This window comes from Larkinella bovis (assembly GCF_042655385.1).
Lineage (GTDB): Bacteria > Bacteroidota > Bacteroidia > Cytophagales > Spirosomataceae > Larkinella > Larkinella bovis.
Map to the genome: position 1 here is coordinate 92,433 of NZ_JBHSMA010000002.1, position 18,671 is coordinate 111,103.

The 18,671-nt window shown below is 54.1% G+C and carries 16 protein-coding genes; 6 read left to right on the plus strand and 10 right to left on the minus strand.

What is annotated here, in order from left to right; all coding sequences use genetic code 11:
* Positions 1–85: 85 nt before the first annotated feature.
* The 3 genes from rnc to ACFPMF_RS07760 are packed head-to-tail and all read right to left on the minus strand — an operon-like array spanning position 86 to position 2,410.
* Complete coding sequence (gene rnc, locus ACFPMF_RS07750; RefSeq protein ID WP_379842834.1) at positions 86–868, minus strand: ribonuclease III; 783 nt, start codon at positions 866–868, stop codon at positions 86–88.
* Positions 869–892: 24 nt separating this feature from the next.
* A complete protein-coding gene (gene fabF, locus ACFPMF_RS07755) occupies positions 893–2,149 on the minus strand; it encodes a beta-ketoacyl-ACP synthase II (protein ID WP_379842835.1) in 1,257 nt (418 codons plus the stop codon).
* 24 nt (positions 2,150–2,173) lie between these two features.
* Entirely contained in the window at positions 2,174–2,410 is a 237-nt protein-coding gene (locus tag ACFPMF_RS07760; protein ID WP_038121612.1) for an acyl carrier protein, read from the minus strand.
* A gap of 383 nt (positions 2,411–2,793) precedes the next feature.
* Between ACFPMF_RS07760 and kdsA the strand changes: the two genes are divergently transcribed.
* From kdsA to ACFPMF_RS07775, 3 genes are all read left to right on the plus strand, one after another.
* On the plus strand, positions 2,794–3,603 hold the full coding sequence (gene kdsA / locus ACFPMF_RS07765; RefSeq protein ID WP_379842836.1) for a 3-deoxy-8-phosphooctulonate synthase: 810 nt from the start codon (positions 2,794–2,796) through the stop codon (positions 3,601–3,603).
* Between the two features lie 60 nt (positions 3,604–3,663).
* Complete coding sequence (gene kduI, locus ACFPMF_RS07770; RefSeq protein ID WP_379842837.1) at positions 3,664–4,494, plus strand: 5-dehydro-4-deoxy-D-glucuronate isomerase; 831 nt, start codon at positions 3,664–3,666, stop codon at positions 4,492–4,494.
* A 250-nt stretch (positions 4,495–4,744) separates the two neighbouring features.
* Positions 4,745–5,767 carry a phytanoyl-CoA dioxygenase family protein gene (locus ACFPMF_RS07775; RefSeq protein ID WP_379842838.1) on the plus strand — a complete coding sequence of 341 codons (1,023 nt, stop codon included), beginning with the start codon at positions 4,745–4,747 and terminating at the stop codon, positions 5,765–5,767.
* Positions 5,768–5,853: 86 nt separating this feature from the next.
* On the opposite strand, the gene ACFPMF_RS07780 is transcribed toward ACFPMF_RS07775, so the two are convergent.
* The 3 genes from ACFPMF_RS07780 to ACFPMF_RS07790 form a co-directional block, all read right to left on the minus strand.
* Positions 5,854–6,603 carry a head GIN domain-containing protein gene (locus ACFPMF_RS07780; RefSeq protein ID WP_379842839.1) on the minus strand — a complete coding sequence of 250 codons (750 nt, stop codon included), beginning with the start codon at positions 6,601–6,603 and terminating at the stop codon, positions 5,854–5,856.
* 156 nt (positions 6,604–6,759) lie between these two features.
* The gene (locus ACFPMF_RS07785) at positions 6,760–9,315 is read right to left on the minus strand and encodes a PspC domain-containing protein (RefSeq protein WP_379842840.1); all 2,556 of its coding nucleotides are present in this window, start codon (positions 9,313–9,315) and stop codon (positions 6,760–6,762) included.
* Between the two features lie 37 nt (positions 9,316–9,352).
* The gene (locus ACFPMF_RS07790; RefSeq protein WP_379842841.1) at positions 9,353–9,775 is read right to left on the minus strand and encodes a PadR family transcriptional regulator; all 423 of its coding nucleotides are present in this window, start codon (positions 9,773–9,775) and stop codon (positions 9,353–9,355) included.
* 288 nt (positions 9,776–10,063) lie between these two features.
* Here ACFPMF_RS07790 and porU2 point away from each other — a divergent pair, with 288 nt between their 5' ends.
* Entirely contained in the window at positions 10,064–13,456 is a 3,393-nt protein-coding gene (gene porU2 / locus ACFPMF_RS07795) for a putative type IX secretion system sortase PorU2 (RefSeq protein WP_379842842.1), read from the plus strand.
* A gap of 9 nt (positions 13,457–13,465) precedes the next feature.
* On the opposite strand, the gene ACFPMF_RS07800 is transcribed toward porU2, so the two are convergent.
* The 4 genes from ACFPMF_RS07800 to ACFPMF_RS07815 all read right to left on the minus strand — a co-directional run bounded on the left by ACFPMF_RS07800 (position 13,466) and on the right by ACFPMF_RS07815 (position 15,972).
* On the minus strand, positions 13,466–14,128 hold the full coding sequence (locus tag ACFPMF_RS07800) for a thiamine diphosphokinase (RefSeq protein ID WP_379842843.1): 663 nt from the start codon (positions 14,126–14,128) through the stop codon (positions 13,466–13,468).
* A 104-nt stretch (positions 14,129–14,232) separates the two neighbouring features.
* Complete coding sequence (gene mobA, locus ACFPMF_RS07805; protein WP_379842844.1) at positions 14,233–14,880, minus strand: molybdenum cofactor guanylyltransferase; 648 nt, start codon at positions 14,878–14,880, stop codon at positions 14,233–14,235.
* The gene (moaC, locus tag ACFPMF_RS07810; RefSeq protein ID WP_379842845.1) at positions 14,858–15,328 is read right to left on the minus strand and encodes a cyclic pyranopterin monophosphate synthase MoaC; all 471 of its coding nucleotides are present in this window, start codon (positions 15,326–15,328) and stop codon (positions 14,858–14,860) included. Before moaC ends, mobA begins: the two co-directional genes overlap by 23 nt.
* Positions 15,329–15,387: 59 nt before the next feature.
* Positions 15,388–15,972, minus strand: coding sequence for a Maf family nucleotide pyrophosphatase (locus ACFPMF_RS07815; protein ID WP_379842846.1), 585 nt, complete (start codon positions 15,970–15,972; stop codon positions 15,388–15,390).
* 85 nt (positions 15,973–16,057) lie between these two features.
* Here ACFPMF_RS07815 and ACFPMF_RS07820 point away from each other — a divergent pair, with 85 nt between their 5' ends.
* Positions 16,058–16,585: a GNAT family N-acetyltransferase gene (locus ACFPMF_RS07820; protein ID WP_379842847.1), complete on the plus strand. Its 528-nt coding sequence runs from the start codon at positions 16,058–16,060 to the stop codon at positions 16,583–16,585.
* A 40-nt stretch (positions 16,586–16,625) separates the two neighbouring features.
* On the plus strand, positions 16,626–18,548 hold the full coding sequence (locus ACFPMF_RS07825; protein WP_379842848.1) for a BamA/TamA family outer membrane protein: 1,923 nt from the start codon (positions 16,626–16,628) through the stop codon (positions 18,546–18,548).
* The last annotated feature ends 123 nt before the right edge of the window (positions 18,549–18,671 follow it).

Sequence of the window (18,671 nt, forward strand, 5' to 3'; positions counted from 1 at the left end):
AGATTATTTGGAAGCTCAAGCTGCCGGGCCAGAAAACCGTTGGTTCGGAAAGTGAGGGAAAGAGCGCCGGCGGGGTAAATCGGCCTCAGTTGGAAACCGGTTTCATCTGCAATTGCTCACAGGCTTTTTCAGCCGCCGACTGCTCGGCTTTTTTCTTGCTGTAGCCGCTCCCCTGCGCAAACGGTTCGTCGTTGACCGTGACCTGCGAAATGAATTCCCGGAAGTGATTGTTACCGCGCTCGGAAATGATGATAAATTCGACCTTTTTGCCTTCGCGCTGCGCCCATTCGATCAGGCGGCTTTTGTAGTTGGCGTTGTTACTGATCAGCGCTTCGAGGTCGTAATGCGCCAGCAGTTCCTTAAGGATGAACCCGCGGGTAAACCGGAATCCTTTGTCCAGGTAAATAGCACCCACCAGCGCTTCCAGCGCATCGCCGTACATGGAGGTGCGGGAGGGAACAATGCCCCGGCTGCGGCTACCGTCGTATTCAATCAGGTTTTCGAGGCCAATTTTGCGGGCAATGCCGTTCAGCGTTTCGCGGTTGACAATCCGGGAGCGGATTTCCGTCAGAAAGCCTTCATCCTTGTAAGGGAATTTCTTGAACAGAAATTCGGCAATCACCATTCCCAAAACCGCATCGCCCAGGTACTCCAGGCGTTCGTTGGATTCCTTAAATCCTTTGATGGCGGTTTCCCGCGATGCGGAGGTATGCCGGAAAGCGAGCTGATACAGCCCGACATTGGAAGGAGCTTCCCCAATAATGTGCTCGATGGAACGCTTGAATTTTTTGCGTTCGCTATTCCCCAACCGCAGCCGGAAGAAACTGAGAATAGGTTCGAGTACTGGATTGGATGAAGCGGCTTGCACGCGGCTAATCAGGACTGGTGACGATTAGGAATCAAGTTTACGAAATATAACTGAAAAATTGTGTCCGCCAAAACCGAATGTATTACTGAGCGCAATATTAATGGGTCGATGCTGCGCCTGATTGAACGTGAAATTCAGCTTGGGGTTAAAGGATTCTACGTCGTCGGTAAAGTGGTTAATGGTGGGTGGAACGACGCCGTGTTTCATCGCCATGATACAGGCGATGGCTTCGATGGCACCGGCCGCGCCCAGCAGGTGCCCCGTCATGGATTTGGTTGAACTGATGTTCAACTGGTAGGCATGTTCGCCGAAAACCTTCTCGATGGCAGTGGCTTCACTGACATCCCCCAGGGGGGTAGACGTCCCGTGAACGTTGATGTAATCGACATCTTCCGGCCGGATCTGGGCGTCGTCCAGCGCATCCTTCATCACATTCAACGCACCCAGTCCCTCGGGATGGGGGGCGGTGATGTGGTAGGCGTCGGACGACATGCCTCCGCCGATCAACTCGGCGTAGATTTTAGCTCCCCGGGCTTTGGCGTGCTCGTATTCTTCCAGAATGAGCGCACCCGCCCCTTCACCCAGCACAAAACCGTCGCGGTCTTTATCAAAAGGCCGTGACGCCGTTTCCGGCGAATCATTCCGTTCGGACAAGGCCCGGAGCGCATTAAAACCGCCAACCCCCGCTTCGGTTACGGCGGCTTCCGAACCACCGGAAATGGCGATGTTCAGCCGACCCAGCCGGATAAAGTTGAAGGCGTCGATCATGGCATTGGTCGCCGACGCACAGGCCGAAACCGTCACGTAATTGACCCCGTGAAAACCGTACCGGATCGAGAGCATGCCCGATGCGCTGTCGGCAATCATTTTCGGAATGAAGAACGGATTGTAGCGGGGAGTGCCATCGCCGGTGGCGTAGTTTTTGACTTCGTCCTCGAAGGTTTTCAACCCTCCGATTCCGGAACCCCAGATAACACCGGCTTTGTTCAAATCGAGTTTTTCAAGATCGAGACCGGCGTCCTTGACGGCTTCGTCGGCCACAATGAGCGCATATTGCGCAAAGGGGTCCATTTTACGAGCTTCCTGGCGAGGGATGAACTGGTTAATATCCAGCCCTTTGACTTCACAGGCAAATTTTGTCCGAAATTTTTCGGCGTTAAATTTAGTAATCGGACCGGCGCCACTTACACCGGCAGATAAGCCGTTCCAGAACTCTTGTACTGTATTACCAATCGGCGTAAGAGCGCCCAGGCCGGTGATTACTACTCGTTTAAAAGGCATAGAATAAACTACAAAAAGAAACGCTTATTTCACATTCTCTTCCAGATACGTAATGGCTTGGCCAACCGTACCGATGTTTTCCGCCTGATCGTCGGGAATAGAGATGTTAAACTCTTTTTCGAATTCCATAATCAGTTCGACCGTGTCGAGCGAATCGGCGCCCAGATCGTTGGTGAAGCTGGCTTCCGGGGTAACTTCCGATTCCTCAACACCCAGTTTTTCAACAATGATTGCTTTTACTTTGTCTGCAATTTCTGACATTTCGGTATGCGTTTGGGGTTTTAAAAAACTGTGCAAAGAAAGAGATTAAAAACAGTATTGTCAAATAATTTTTTCTATTGAAAATCGTTTAAAAAGGTTTGGTTTTTTTTGTAAAAAGACAGATTGACAGGCTATTACAAAATAAAATTGTATTTACCAACCGCTCACCAGTTCCTGACTGCCTGATCCGGTCAGGGACCCGTTCGTGAAGATTCAATCGCCCGGCCGGACTCATTCTGCTGTCTGATAGACCCGGATAAATAGGATTAAATCAATATATTGTAATTAACCGGCTGAACCCGGTAAAGGTTATAAAAACCGGCATTTTGATGAAACCGATCCGTGTAAGGCGGTAATTGCGTAGCTTTGTCCGAAAAAAGCCCGTGAAGCTTCCCAAACTGAAACATACCCAGTCGGGTCACTTTTTCCTGATCGCGGGACCCTGCGCTATCGAAAGCCAGGACCTGGCCCTGGAAATCGCCGAAAAGCTGGTCGCGATGACGGATCGGCTGCAAATTCCGTTCGTTTTTAAAGGATCGTACCGCAAAGCCAATCGGACCAAACTGAACTCATTTACCGGCATTGGCGACCAGGTGGCGCTGGAGATTCTGAAAAAAGTCGGGGATACGTTCCAGGTGCCGACGCTCACGGATTTTCACGAATCAGATGAAGCCGAAAGGGCGGCCGCCTACGTGGACGTGCTCCAGATTCCGGCTTTTTTGTGCCGCCAAACCGATATGCTGACAGCCGCTGCGACTACCGGAAAGGTGGTAAATGTCAAAAAAGGGCAATTTATGTCGGGCGAATCGATGGCTTTTGCCGTTGAGAAAATAAAAGCCGTTAACCCGGAAGCCGAGGTTTTTCTGACCGACCGGGGGAATTCCTTCGGCTATGGCGATCTGGTGGTCGATTACCGGAATCTGCCGATTATGCAGGCTCACGGTGTACCGGTGGTGATGGATTGCACCCACTCGTTGCAGCAACCCAACCAGGCATCCGGGGTAACCGGCGGAAAACCGGCCCTGATTGCCACCATTGCCAAGGCGGCCATTGCCGTGGGAGCCGACGGGTTGTTTATCGAGACGCATCCTAATCCATCGGACGCCAAATCAGACGGGGCTAATATGTTGCCACTGAGTCAGTTGGAAGCGTTGCTGGAGAAGCTGATCCGGATTCGGGAAGCAATTTCCTGACGGAAATTTAGTAGATATTCCCGTAATGATACTCTCTCTGTAAACCACCCTGCCATCTGTATGCAAACCCGCTACGCCACCAATCCAACGGATTTTAAACAGTATGATACGGACCGCATACGGCGGGATTTTTTGATCGAAAACCTGTTCACGGCTGATTCGTTCGAACTGGTTTATTCCCATTACGACCGGATGATTGTGGGGGGCGTCATGCCCGTTGAAACGCCACAGATGTTGCCAACCTACGATGAGCTGAGGGCCGAATTCTTCCTTCAGCGCCGGGAACTGGGCATCCTCAATGTGGGTGGAGACGGAACGGTTACCGTTGACGGGCAGGTGTTCGAACTGACGAAGAAGGATTGTCTCTACGTTGGCATGGGGAGCCAGGACGTGGTATTTGCCAGTAATCAACCGGAACAACCCGCCAAATTTGCCCTGCTGTCGACCCCGGCTCACCGGACCTGTTCAACGGCGAAACTGACCGCTGCGCAGGCATCGCCCGTGGATTTAGGGGCGCAGGAAACGGCCAACCAGCGTACCATCTACAAATACATTCACGCCGATGGATTGCAAAGCTGCCAATTGGTGATGGGGATGACCACCCTAAAATCCGGCAGTATCTGGAACACCATGCCGCCCCATGTGCACGACCGCCGGATGGAAGCGTACATTTACTTCGATATCCCGGAGAACCAGCGCGTTTTTCATCTGATGGGCCATCCGCAGGAAACCCGGCATCTGCTGGTGGCTACCGATCAGGCGGTTCTTTCACCGCCCTGGTCGATCCATGCGGGAGCCGGAACAGCAAGCTATTCATTTATCTGGGCGATGGCGGGCGAAAACTATACCTTTACGGATATGGATTTTGTTCCCTTGGCGGGTGTACGATAGGCTCTCCGTTCCGGTTAGATTATTTAAAGCGATTTTCGTTGCATTTTCAGGATTTGTCCCGGATGAAATGCTGGAAACGGCAGGAAAATTGATGATCTAGTAGTGAATAAAATGACTAAATGGAAATCGCTGATAATCAGAGGGTATAGATTGAGGGAGGGCGCTTTTTCGGGGATTCATTTTTTGGGCTAATATGATTTTATTCAGACTGAATTACCTTTGAATACATTTTTCACGTCACCTGAAAATTATGTCCATCGTTAACAAAGCCAAACAGGCTTACAAGAAGCTGTTTCCTGCCCCCATTCTGAAGGATTTTCCGGCTGAAAATCTACCCTGGATTGACAAGAAAAACCCCGACGTTGATGGATTTGTCAAGCAATTTCCTAAAGCCGCCCAATTGCCCTATGATCTGGCCGAAAAACTTCGCTTCTGGAACCAGAACGGGTACGTCATTCTCGAGCAGATTATTTCGGATGAGTTGATTGACGCTTATCTGGCGGACGTACAGGAATTGATCGAAAAGCACAAGGAGTACGATATTAACATTCGCATCGATCGCCCGGAATACCGCAAACACCCCGTGATGAAAATTCGGGATGTGCCACGCGAAATTATTGAAGGCCAGTATATTAAGATTATGGAATTCCATAATGCATCGGTGGCGGGTAAAAAACTGATGCTGCACAAAGCCATCGTTTCATTCCTGGAGGCCATTTTTAACCAGAAAGTGGTGGCCATGCAAAGCCTGACTTTCCTGTACGGTTCTCAGCAGGAAACGCACCAGGATTTTCCGTATGTGGTGCCGCAGGTACCGAGCCACCTGGCTGCCGCCTGGATTGCGCTGGAAGATGTGAAACCCGGATCGGGCGAACTTCACTATTATGTGGGGTCGCACAAAGTGAAAAAGTTCGACTGGGGGAACGGGATCTTCTTTAATGGCGAATCAACCAAAAACCCGACTGATTTTGGCAAGTACCTCAGCGCCGAATGCGAACGCATGGGCCTGGAACGCCGGACGCTGCTGATCAAGAAAGGCGACGTGCTGATCTGGCACGCGGCCCTGGCCCACGGGGGCGAACCGATTCTGGACCCGGAACTGACCCGGAAATCGTACGTTTGCCATTATTCTTCCGAATTAGGCTATTACCGCCACCGGCATGATCTGGTGAACGAACCTGTCCGGCACAGCATGAACGGCGCCGACGTTTTTGCCGATCCCACGTTAACGTCTTACGAGAACTCCTTCAAACGCGGGGAGAAGGTCAACTGATCTGCGGTTTTTGCTATTCCCAAAAAAACGCCATCCGAAACCGGGTGGCGTTTTCTGATTCTACCAATCTCTATTCAAATTCGTTATTAATCGACACTCCGAACCGAACTGGCACCGGAGGTATTGGAGCGGATGGAGGCTGAGCCACGGTAGGTCACACTGCTGGCTCCGCTGGCTTCGGCTTCCAGCCGGTCGGTGACGTTCAGGCGGGCGCTGCTGGCTCCTGATACGTCGACTCGGGCCTTGGCCACTTTCAAATCATACGCCTTCAGGGTCGTGGCACCCGATACCTCCCCTTCGAGCCGTTTGGCCTGCCCGGTCAGGGTGACATTCGAGGCCCCGGATAGATCGACCACTACGCGCTCGGCATCAACTTCAAGGGTCGAGGTCGAGGCTCCTGAAATATCAACGTCCAGGTCTCTGACATTGCGAAAACCGGTTACGTCCGACCGGGAAGCGCCCGAAAAATGAACGCCTTTCAGGTCTGGCATCGTCACGTTGACCGTGACACGCTGGCGGTTACGGTTCCAGCTTTTGTCTTTGTACCGAATTTGCAGGGTATTGTTCGAAACCTTCGCTTCCAGGTCTTCCAGGTCGGCACTCCGGCCGGTGGCGGTGACTTTGTAACTACCTCCCCGGGTCACATGAATGGTGAAAGCACTGCCCAGATTGAGCTGGTCGAAGTTGCTGACACTGAAGGTGCGGGTTTCGTCCTGCAGGTTCAGGTTCATGAGTTCCGCCAACCGGGACCCCGAAGGGTGGACGGCGGCCACCGACAGGAAAACCGCAGCAAGCAACAAAGGGAGGGAAAGACGCAGGGCTGAAGACCTTTTCATACTGAACGTTTTTTGACGACTGTTAACTAACCAAAGATGTAAGGTATTCTTAAAAAGTTGCATCCGGTTTTCGGACCGCCGGACTTTTGACGGTGATTGTTCTGAACCTACCTGGAGATTCAGCAAGTCACGGCCGAAAGTCCGGCGATGGGGCCGTTACTGCTCGTTTGTGGGACCGTGGACGCTGCTGGCTCCGGTGGTTCTGGATTTCAGGTTTTCCACCGTACCAAATTCGGCATGGCTGGCCCCTACGGCTTCCACATCGGCCTGCCCCACGTTCATGGCCGTCGCATTGAGTTTGCAGGCTCCGGACAGGTGAGCGTCCAACGTGCTGGCCCGGCCCCGCAAAGTCGCTTTCGAGGCCCCGGTCAGGTCAATATTCAGTTTGGCGGTTTTGACGTCAACCAGGGTTTTGCAGGCTCCGCTCAGGTTCATGTCCAGGTTGTCGATGTTGTCGAAACCGGTAATAATAGACTGGGTAGCGCCCGAAAAATGGATGGCATCTACATCCGGCATCGTCACGGTGAGGCCGATGCGACGGCGATTGCGTAACCGGAAGATTCCTTCGTTGCGGAAATCAACGTGCAGTTCCCCATTTTCCACCCGAACCCGTACATCATCAATGTCTTCCTCGCGACCGTCGGCTACGACTTTGTAGGAATCCCCCCGTTTTACCCGCACGGCGAAGGCTCCGCCGATGCTGATTTTGGAGAAATTGGTGGCCTCGAACTGGCGGGTGTATTCGCCTTTGTGATCAAAATCATCCCCCAGTTCGTTGCGCAAAACCTCATCGATGGCGTCGTTCGTATCAAAATCGTCCCGGTAGCGGTCTTCGTTCAGTTCGCGCGGGTGGGTCAGCGACACCAGACCGTCGGTTTTACTGAATTTCCAGAGGCTGGTTTTCATCCGATCCAATTCCTCGTTACCGAACTCGTTCCGAATGTGCCGGGCAAAGGCTTCGGTCATCCGGAAAGGGCGCTCGTAGGGGATATACACTGTAACGTCAACATCCTGCCCCCGGAACCGCGATCCTGATTTGATTTCGTAGCTATTGTCGAAGCGAATCAACGAATCTTTAACGGCCCAGTTATAGATAATACTCCGGGCGTTGCGCTGAGCGGCCTGCCGGTTAGGGCCCTGGGCTTCCAGCCGTTTCAGCATTTTCCAGGCAGTACCGTCGATGCCTTCCAGTTCAATCGAGGTATGAAAATCGCCGTCGTTATCGTCCAGGTCGTTGATGTCCAGCGTCGGAATGGCAACTGGGGGTTGGATGGCTACGGTTTCTTCAACGTGACTCCGGCTTCTGAATTCGCTCACCAGCGGGGGCACGGTAGCCGCCAGACCGATCAGACCCGCAAACCAGATCGACAACAAGGTGAGGGCAATCGCCGTGGTGACCATCGCTCGCTGCGAAATGATCATCAGACCCAGAATGGCCAGCCCCAGCCCCGGCAGAAAAGCCGTGATGAAAGCCGACAATACCATCAGGGGCGAAATTTCCCGCTGAATCAGGTACGGAATTTCACTGTTGCCGAAGTTCAGTCCCTGCAGGCCGAAAATCGTTCCCAGCGCACCGAGCGACCCGATCATGATCGCAAAACCGACCATCACCAGAAACACGCCCGCCAGCACGCGGATGATCGAGATCAGCCCCCGTGCCATTGGCCCCAGCGCATTCGCCAGACCGTTGAAAATCATGGCGATCATTCGAAACGGAAACAGCAGGATTTTTGCCAGGGTGCTTTCTTCGGCCGTTTCGTTGATATCAAGGCTGCGCTTGATATTGCTCTCGATATTCGAGAGCGTAATGGGCTCCCCCTGCATTTCCATCTTTTCGGTTAAGGTGTTGGCGGGAGGAGAAATAATCCAGAGAATGATGTACGCCAGAAAACCGGTTCCGAACAGAAAGATGGTCAGTACAAACAGCAGACGGACCACACCGGCATCGGTGCCAAAGTAAGCGGCAATTCCCGAGGCAACCCCGCCCAGGACCTTATCGTCGGGATTTCGGTAAAACTTCTTGACACTCTTGTCGTCTTCGAGGGTCGTTGAACCCGGAAACGCAATCCACATGGCGATGTAGAGCACGACCGTAAAACCGGAAAGGCTCCCGAAAAACTCACCACCCCCGTTGAAAATCCCGCTGAACGGCGGCAGGGCCAGAATGAGCGTGACGAAAATCAGCCGGACCCAAACCGGGTCGATGTTGAAATAGTTGGCAATCCCGGAAGCAACCCCGCCCAGAATTTTCCGGCGCAGGTCGCGGTAGAGTTTCCGGGGCGGCTGGGCCGGACGTGGCGGAACCGGGCCGCTGCCCGCGAAGCTCCCGGCCCCCGGTTGCTTGCTTTCGCCCACGGGCGGAACCGTTTCGAACGTTGACTGCGGCCGGCTGGCACTGGCCGATGTCGCACCGATCATGTCTTCTTCTTCGATGGCTTCGAAATCGGCGACGGTCCCCATCGACTGAATCAATTCGTTAACATCCTCAAGAGTAACCACCTGGCGCGGAACGGCCTGCTTTTCGGCGGCTTTGAGCTTGTTAAGCAGCTTTTCGGCAATCCGGTTTTCAATGTCGGTAATGATCTCCTGACTGTCCTCGTAGGTCGAAAAGTAGTGCTGAATCGACGTGAGATACCCTTTTAATTTATCGTAGCCATCCTCCTCGATGTGGAAGATCACTCCGCTTATATTTATACTGATGGTCTTTTTCATGGCAAAAAGCGTGTGAAAGAATCGAGATGAGTTTAGGTCAGTTTTCCGGGCTGGGTGGTGGAGAAGTTGCCTCACCGGCTGATCCGCTGGATTCTGCCGGGGTCAGACCATTGACGGCTGCTTTGTGCGTTTCGGTTTTACTGACAATGGAGTTAACCGAGTCGGATAATTCCTGCCACGTATCGTTCATTCCTTTCAGCGACGCCCGGCCGATGTCGGTCAGCAGGTAGTATTTCCGCGGGGGGCCGGAGGTGGATTCTACCCACTTATAATCCAGGAGCCCGGCGTTCTTGAGCCGGGTGAGCAGGGGGTATAACGTCCCTTCCACGACCATAATGCGGGCGGATGTCAGCTCCTCCAGCATATCGGACGCGTAGACTTCGCCCCGCGAGATAATGTGCAAAATGCAGAATTCCAGGATTCCCTTCCGCATTTGCACCTGAGCATTTTCAATATTCATATCACTACATGACGTTAAATAGTTGATGGAGGTCGGAGCTGATCAGTTTATGGGTGACGGACTTGTTCATCAGTTGTTGTTTACGTGGTAAAAGTGCCCGATCAGCTCCGCCCTTTTCCAGTTTCAGTTAATCAAAGGTACAAAAAGGTACTATGTGATGCAAGGTACTATGAGAATTAAACCTGGCCGGAATGATGAACGGAAGAAATGCCGCGTTGAGTGGTTGATTTGGCGGGAGTTCCAAAATATTCGTAAGTTTATACCCCTTGACTCTGTCCGTCTTTTTCCATGAGAATCACCACCCTCTGTTTTTTGATCAGCGTTTTTACGCGAAAATTGCTTGCGCAATCAATTGAAGTTGGAAACAAATGGATCAATTACGATCAGACGTATTACCGAATTCCAATCGTTCAGCCCGGTGTTTACCGACTCACTACGGCCGATCTGCAACAAGCCGGGATTCCGGTTTCTTCCGTCAATCCGACCACCGTTCAGCTTTTTCGCCGGGGGGTCGAACACGCGATTTACGTAGCCGGAGAGTCGGACCAGCAATTCGATCCGGACGATTACCTCGAGTTCATCGGTGAACGCAACGACGGTCGGCAGGACACGCTGCTGTACCGGCCCATGCAGGCGCAACCGCATCCGTATTACAGCATGTATTCCGATACGGCGGCCTACTTCCTGACCTGGCGGCTGGACGGAAAACCGGGCAAACGGATGGCGGTGAGCACCGAAACCAACCCGACAGGATTGACGCCCGAACCCTATCACATGGCGGAAGAGTTGACAGTTTTGACCAGCGAACTATCGATCAACCAGGCCAACGGCGGGCCGTCCCCGTTTCCGTCGGCCAACGAACTGTTTTTTGAAGAAGGGGAGGGCTATACGGGGCCGATGTTGCACAAAGACAGCCTTGTTAGCCGAACGTTTCAGCTGCACGGCTGGGTACGATCGGCACCGGAAAAACCGCATCTGGCGGTGTTGCTGAACGGCCGCGACAATACTTCACACCAGGTCGATCTGTTGCCGGGAAAACCCAGTGTGGGCCAAAAACCGCTGGCGACGGCGCAGTTTGAGTGGTTCAATACCGCCCGACTATCGGCCGATATTCCACCGGAAGCCGTGTCGGCTTCGAACGAGCTGCTGGTGTCTACGCAATCGCGCGGCCCTTTCGAAACCGACCGCTATTCCGTGAGTTACTACCGACTTTGGTATCCGCAGTCGTTCAGCCTCGCCAACCGGACGCAGCAGACCCTGCACCTGTTGCCCAATCCGAAAGGGCGCTCTTACCTCGAACTGACGGATGCACCCGGGAATCCGCTGGTGTATGACCTGACCGACCCGGTTCTGCCGCGCCGGTTGAAGACCGTGCCCGACGGGGCGGTTTTGAAACTGGTGGTACCCGACACGGAGACCGCCCGCCATATCGGGGTCAGTTTCGGGGCGCAGAAACCGCCCCGGCTGGAACGAACGGTTTTTCGGAAAATCGATCCTGCGAAACATAATTATTTGATTGTGAGCCACGAAAGTCTGATGCAGCCGGTTGGCGAGGTGGCCGATCCGGTCAGGGCCTACGCGGGCTATCGGGCGTCGGCGGCCGGTGGTGGGTACGATACACTGGTGGTGACGACCAAAGAATTGTTGAACCAGTTCAGCTACGGCGAACGCACTCCACTGGCCATTCGCCGGTTTGCTGATTTTATGCTGACCGAAAAAACCGGCTCGGCCGATACCACGAAATACCTGCTGCTGATCGGTCGAAGCAACGCCTACTACCCGAACCGGACGAGTCCCGATCAGTATTTTCGGGATCTGGTGCCGACCATCGGGAACGTGCCCGGCTCCGATTTGCTGCTGACGGCCGGGCTGGCGGGGTGTCCGGAGAATGTACCGGCCCTTCCGACCGGGCGAATCAACACGCTGAACCCGGCGGAAATTCTGACGTACCTCGAAAAAGTCAGGGAGTTTGAGCAGCTACCGGTCAATGAACCCTGGCGCAAGAACGTTCTGCATCTGAGCGGAGGGCATTCTTCGTTCGAACTGGAAACATTCCGGCGTATTTTGGAGCAGGTCGGAAAAACCGCCCGGCAGCAGTATGTCGGCGCGAAGATCACCCTCAAAGCCAAACAAACCGACGAACCCGTGGAGCGCATCGACATCAGCGGGTTGGTCAATTCCGGGGTGGCACTCCTGACGTTTTTCGGTCATTCCTCTCCCGTAGTAACCGATCTGGATTTTGGCTATGCGTCCAACCCCACTTACGGGTACCATAACCAAGGGCGGTATCCACTGATGTTTTTCAACGGGTGTGGCGTAGGGAATATCTTTTTCGGGGCTACGAACAATCTTGCGACCGACTGGCTGCTGACGCCCGGCAAAGGGGCTATTGCGGTGCTGGCGCATAGCGGTTCCGGCTATTCCGGGCCGCTCGAAACCTACACGCAACAGTTTTACCAGACGTTATTTGCCGACAGCGCCTTGTTGAACAAACCGATCGGCCTCATCCAGCAGGAAACCACCCGGCGGGTGCTGGAGCAATACAGCAGTCCGTACGACCTTTCGAATGCCCACCAGATGGTGTTGCAGGGCGACCCGGTTTTGCGGTTGTTTCCGCTGCAAAAACCGGATTTTAGCCTTGGTTCGCCGGGGGTGTTTCAGGCCGGTCCGCAGAAGGATTCGGTGCGGCTGGCTGTGGTGGTTGCCAATACCGGGCGATTCGACCCCCATCAACGGGTGAGTCTGGCGGTTCGGCAACGGCTGGCAACCGGCGATGCCTACTCGTACGGCGCAAAACCGCCTACCGCCATTGCTTACCGCGACACGATTTATTATGCTTTCAGGCCCGATACTGTGCCGGTCGCCGGAAAGCCCGAAACACCCGGCCGGTTTGAGGTGGTGGTTGATCCGGAGAACCGGATTGACGAATCGGATGAAACCAATAATGTCCTCGTTTTTGACCTGAAACCGGATGCGAATGGCTACCGGGTCGTCCTGCCGGATTCAGGGCAGCGGTTTCCACCCGACCGGTTGAATCCGTTGCTGGACGTCACGTTTGACGGCGTTTTTATTCGGAATCAGGCGCTGGTTTCGCCCACCCCACGCATTCAGATTACGTTGCAGGATGAGGATCGCTACCGGATTCGGACGGATACGGTGGGCATGGCGGTCTTTCTGAAAAAACCGTGCAGAGCCTGCGACTGGGAGCGGGTGTCGCTGGGCGGAACCGACGTGAGGTGGAAACCCGCCGGACCCGATAACCGGTTTGTCATCACCTATCACCCCAACTGGCTGACCGACGGCCTGTATGCCTTGCAGGTTCATGCTGCTGACCTGAGCGGCAACCGCCCCGGGCCGCAACCGTACGAAATTCAGTTTCGGGTGCAAACCGACGATAGTCTGTCCGGTCTTCGGGCGACACCGAATCCGTTTTCCACACACACCCGGTTTCGGTTTGCGGTGACCGGAAAAGATGCGCCAGGTGAGGGCCTGATCCAGATTTGGAACCTGAAGGGGCAGGTGGTTCGGACCTTACGGCAAGCCGTTCGGCTTGGCGAAAATACCGTCTTCTGGGAGGGTACCGATCAGGGCGGGGGGCCACTGCCGAATGGAGTATACCTGATCCGGCTGCGCCTGCCCGATGGTCGGCAGCGAAGCGGCAAGGCGGTTTTGAGCCGGTGAGTTTTCGGCTCAGTCCCAGCATTCCATCAGGAGCAGATCGCCGGTCCGGTACCGGATTTTGACAAAACCGTCTTCGGCGGCTTCGTTGCTGCTGCCGGTGCGGTAGCCCAGCGTCAGGGTTTCGTCGTTCAGGTTGTATTTCAATCCTTCCGTCACGATGCCGTCCACCACGCCAACCGGAATGAGGGAAATGATCGTTCCTTTGGCGTACCATTTTTCAAACGAACCGGTCAGCGGAACGATCTTCGAATGATCGTCGATGACGACAATCTTGATCCGGTCTTTGTACCGGACAATATCGGTCATGTTGGTAATAGCATGGTCGGCCCGGCGGCCCGTCGCCCACACAATGTTGACCGCCGGAAAACCGCGTTCAATCAGAAACTCGATGCCTTTATCGAGGTCGGTTTTGTTCTGATCCGGCGTGTGGATGATCTCAATCGGATACTGCCGCTCACGCACTAGCTCAAAATCCGGCTGGTTATCGAAGTCGCCGAGCAGGGCGTCCACCTTGATTTCCAGGTTCAACACCCGCCAGATGGCATTGTCCAGCACCACCACGAACGGATTCCATTCGAGCAGTTGGCCCAGCAGTTCGGGGTCGCAGCTTTCGCCGTTGGCAATCAGCAAAGCCGGTTCCTGTTTATCGCGTACAATATGGTGAGAAGACATAGGGCGTGAAGAGTTCTGAGTGAAGAGTTATGAGTGAAGAGTGATGATGGGGCACGGGGCTTCATCGCACTAGCGGGTGTCAACCAACTCATCACTCATAAGTCCTAATTCCTTTTACGTTTGTCTGGGTTGGTTTGACCCGGTTTTAGCCTTTTCTGGACCGTTATGACATCGTCGGGCGTATTGGCGTTGGTCAATTCCCGCACATCGTCGATGACCAGTAACTCAATCTCGTGCTGCATCAGAATGGTTCGGGGATACGGTTTTCCTTCCTCGATGGCCCGCAGAATAGCCGGATAGGCCGCCGGTTCCCAGATGCAGACCGAGGGGTCCGGAAACTGGTGGTCGCTGTCCCGGAAAACCGTCGCCAGCTTGTCGGGCTTCCGGTTCGAAACCAGTTTTCGGATGGATTGTTCCGACAACAGCGGCAGGTCACACACCACCGCCAGCCAGGCGTGATCGGCGGATCGGTTTTGAAAAGCTGTCAGAATCCCGACTAATGGCCCGGCCACCGCGGCATCATCTTCGATCTGCGTAAACCGGCTTCCGGCCAGTCGAACGGCCTGTTCGGCATTGACGGAAAGAAAAACCTCGTCGCAGTAGGTCGCCAGCAGATCGTATACATACTCGAACTGCGGTTTTCCGTGGTAATTGATCGTGCTTTTGTCAACGCCCATGCGGGTGCTGCGCCCACCAGCCAGCACCAGGCCCAGCAGGGGTGGGGTGGATTCAGGCGGTTTGGTGGAAGTCATGCTTGCCGCCTGTTTTGTCCAGTAACCGGGTTTCTTTGATCACAATCTCGTGCGAAAACGCCTTGCACATGTCGTAAACGGTCAGGGCCGCGACGGATGCACCCACCAGAGCCTCCATTTCAACGCCGGTTTTGGCTTCGAGCGCAGTGGTACACTCGATGATCACCTCGTTGCCGTTGGTCGTGATCGAGAATTTACAGCTATCCAGACCGAGCGGGTGGCAGAGCGGAATCAGATCGGAGGTGCGTTTGGCGGCCATTGTGCCCGCCAGGATGGCGGTCTGGAAAACCGGCCCTTTTTTCGTCTGAATATCTTCGCCCTGAAGGTGCTGCATGATTTCATCGGTCAGCACCACGATGCTCCGGGCGCGGGCCACCCGCCGGGTGACGACCTTGTCGCCAACATCCACCATCGCCGGATTACCTTTCGGATCAATATGGGAAAACATAAGAGAGTTAAAAGTTATGAGTTAAAAGTGATGAGTTATAGCGTTGCGTTAGCCAACTCTTAACTCATCACTTTTAACTCATAATTCCTAAGTGACTGGTAAACAAGGTGGACGGGGAGACCCATGACGGTGTAGAACGACCCTTCGATGCGCTGGATACCGATCATGCCGATGGGTTCCTGCACCCCGTACGCACCGGCTTTATCGAACGGTCGGTACTGGTCGACATACCATTGGATAACGGAATCGTCCAGCGGGTTGAAAAAAACCGTGACGACATCCGTAAACGAAACGGTTTCTTCGGCAGTTAACAGACAAACGCCCGTCATCACCTGGTGGGTGCGGCCTGATAACCGCCGGAGCATCTGCACGGCCTCGCCGGCGTTGGCGGGTTTGTTCAGAATATCGGAATCGACCACCACAATCGTATCGGCACACAGCACCAGCTGATCGCCCAGATCCGAACGAAACTGATCGGCTTTTTGCCGGGCCAGAAACGCCGGAACCTCGGCAACGGGCATATCCGCCGGAAAGGCTTCGTCGGTGGGCCGGACGTCAACGCGGAACGTGTAGCCCATTTCACGCAGCAATTGTTGTCGCCGGGGCGAATTGGAAGCCAGCACAAGCGGGCGGGTCAGTTGCATGGATAATTGAAATATTTTTCGTAACCTTTAAACGGGTAATGCGGGAATCGCATCTTCTACCTGCAAACTTACTAACTAAACCGTCTTGAAAACATCTTTTCCAATTCGGACCGCTACGCTGGACGACGTCCCGGCGCTGACCGAACTGGCGATTCGTACGATGCGGCAAGCCTTCGGTCCCCCGCACAATCCGGCTGAACTGGTGGAAGCGTACATCACCGAAACGTTTTCTTTGGAGCAGACGCAGCAAGAGTTGAACGATCCGAAGGCGACGTTTCTGGTCATGATGGATACGAATCAGGCGTTGGTGGGGTATGCCAAATTGACCCGAAACCGGCCCCCGCGTCAGTTAAAAGGCCAACATGCCCTTGAAATTCAGCGTTTATATGTTTCGGAGGAGCACATTGGAAAAGGATTGGGCCGGCACTTGATGGAAAACTGCCTGCAGCAGGCCCGGTCGGAGGGGTACAAAACCGTGTGGTTGGGCGTATGGGAGCGAAATGCCCGCGCCATCGGTTTTTACGATCAACTGGGTTTCGAGAAATGTGGCTGGCACTATTTTCAGTTTGGTGGTGAACGGCAGCGGGATTACTGGATGAAAAAAGAAGTGTAGCGGGGTGAAAGAAGTCGGTCGTCAGCAGATTCGTTTTGGTATGCTACCCTTCCAAAAGCGGGGCGGACTGACGGTTTTTTGGCTGTTGCTGACGGTTTCGGTGGTTTGGGCGCAGGAAATCAGGATTCCGGTTCCGAACGCAAGAACCGATTCAACCACCCTTTCCGATTCGCTGGCTAAGGTAACCCGTGATAGCGCGCTGGCCGTCCGCGACAGCATCTTGTATACAAAGCTGAAAACAAAGATGGCCAAACGCCGGATTACGCGCGAGTTGCACCGTCTGCTGTTTCACGACATGTACAACAGCCGCCTGAAAACCGGGGATGTCAACGAGATAGAGGTTAATCCGTTTGCTGCCTACCGGGGGCGGATTATCAGCAACATTTACATCCGGCGGCTGGAAGTGCTGGGCCCCAGTGTCTACGATACGTTGCGACAGCCCCGAAGCTGGCTCGAGCGGTTTGCCAACCGGCTCCACGTCGACACGCGTGAGGGCGTGATCCGGCGATCGTTCCTGTTGTTTGAAGAGGGCGACCGGGTGAGTCCGGATACCCTGCGCGACAACGAGCGGCTGCTGCGGAACTCGAACGTTTTTCACGATGCCCGAATCATTGTGGTACCGCACGCCCAAAGTCGGGGGTTTGTCGATGTCTACGTCATTACGCAGGATGTCTGGTCGCTAATCCCATCGGGCAGCGTGGGCGGCCTGAACCGGTTTGACCTGCGGCTCGACCAGCGGAACTTCCGGGGACTGGCCCATACGTTCAGTAATCAGGTGTATTACAACGCCGATGACCCTTTCCAGAAACTGGCGTACCGGGGGCGCTACGTGATTCCGTATATTGGAAAAACGTTCTTTACGGGGCAGGCCGACGTGATCGACACGCGGGATCTGAAGCAGTACGCCCTCCGGTTTTACCGACCGTTTCTGACGCCGGACACTCGCTGGGCCGGTTCGATCGAATTGAGCCACAACCGGTTTCCACGATACCTGATTTTTTCGGAAGACAGCGTTCAGATCACCAAACTCAACTACAATTACAGCGACGTCTGGGCCGGATATTCCTTCAAGCCCTTCTTCAGTTTTCTGGGCGAGGGCGACGACCGCACGCGGCTGGTCGTGGCGGCCCGGTATACGCGCCTGGGCTTTACGAATCGACCGGAAGTCCGGGCCGATACCAATCAACTGTTCCAGAACACCAATGCCATCCTGTTCAGCATCGGTTTGTCGCGACGCCGGTATGTGCGGGATGTCTTAATTTACGGTTTTGGCCGAACAGAAGACGTACCGTTCGGGAGTCTGGCTTCGATTGTCATGGGCTACGACAACGCCGAACTCGGCCAGCGTAAGTACCTCGGTTTCAAGTATTCCAAGGCGCATTACCTCGAGTCGATGGGGTATCTGTACGGGGCGGTGAATATTGGCGGTTTTTTTCGTAAACACAATGATCTTGAACAGGGCGTTCTGGCGCTGGAATCGAGCTATTTTACCCCCTTGCGGACCACCAACTGGGGGAGCTGGCGGCATTTTATCAATTTCCGGTACACCATGGGTGCCCAGCGGTTCAATAACGAATACCTGACGCTGAGCGGCCGCGACCGGCTGGGTATCAACAACGACAATATGCGCGGCACCAAACTGTTGCTGACAAACATCGAAAACATTCTCTTTTCCCGCTTGAATATTGTCGGTTTTCGGGTGGCCATTGTCACCTTCGCCAACCTCGGCCTGGTTAGTTATCAGACGAAACGCCTGTTTCAGGGGCCTTTGTATCAGGGATACGGCTTTGCTTTCCGGCTCCGGAACGAAAATCTCACCTTCAATAGTTTTCAGATTCGGGTGGCCTGGTATCCGAACATTCCGGGCAATGCGGCCCCCATTCGGCCGGCTTTCGAGGGGGTGCCGACGGCCCGTTTCCGTGACTTCGATACATCGGCACCCGAAATAATTCCATTCCGCTGAAACTTTTTTCGTATATGATGTTGTTACATTAAATGTAAAGACATTATATTTGCAACGTTAACAGGAAACTGGAATTCAGGGTTTAATAGTTATTTTGCGTCCGAACCGGAAAGTCCTTTTCCA

Excerpts from the sequence above, each read along its gene's own strand:
- fabF (WP_379842835.1), bottom strand. The coding sequence starts at position 2,149 with ATGCCTTTTAAACGAGTAGTAATCACCGGCCTGGGCGCTCTTACGCCG.
- ACFPMF_RS07760 (WP_038121612.1), bottom strand. The coding sequence starts at position 2,410 with ATGTCAGAAATTGCAGACAAAGTAAAAGCAATCATTGTTGAAAAACTG.
- kduI (WP_379842837.1), top strand. The coding sequence starts at position 3,664 with ATGCAAACCCGCTACGCCACCAATCCAACGGATTTTAAACAGTATGAT.
- ACFPMF_RS07775 (WP_379842838.1), top strand. The coding sequence starts at position 4,745 with ATGTCCATCGTTAACAAAGCCAAACAGGCTTACAAGAAGCTGTTTCCT.
- ACFPMF_RS07780 (WP_379842839.1), bottom strand. The coding sequence starts at position 6,603 with ATGAAAAGGTCTTCAGCCCTGCGTCTTTCCCTCCCTTTGTTGCTTGCT.
- ACFPMF_RS07785 (WP_379842840.1), bottom strand. The coding sequence starts at position 9,315 with ATGAAAAAGACCATCAGTATAAATATAAGCGGAGTGATCTTCCACATC.
- ACFPMF_RS07790 (WP_379842841.1), bottom strand. The coding sequence starts at position 9,775 with ATGAATATTGAAAATGCTCAGGTGCAAATGCGGAAGGGAATCCTGGAA.
- porU2 (WP_379842842.1), top strand. The coding sequence starts at position 10,064 with ATGAGAATCACCACCCTCTGTTTTTTGATCAGCGTTTTTACGCGAAAA.
- ACFPMF_RS07800 (WP_379842843.1), bottom strand. The coding sequence starts at position 14,128 with ATGTCTTCTCACCATATTGTACGCGATAAACAGGAACCGGCTTTGCTG.
- mobA (WP_379842844.1), bottom strand. The coding sequence starts at position 14,880 with ATGACTTCCACCAAACCGCCTGAATCCACCCCACCCCTGCTGGGCCTG.
- moaC (WP_379842845.1), bottom strand. The coding sequence starts at position 15,328 with ATGTTTTCCCATATTGATCCGAAAGGTAATCCGGCGATGGTGGATGTT.
- ACFPMF_RS07815 (WP_379842846.1), bottom strand. The coding sequence starts at position 15,972 with ATGCAACTGACCCGCCCGCTTGTGCTGGCTTCCAATTCGCCCCGGCGA.
- ACFPMF_RS07825 (WP_379842848.1), top strand. The coding sequence starts at position 16,626 with ATGCTACCCTTCCAAAAGCGGGGCGGACTGACGGTTTTTTGGCTGTTG.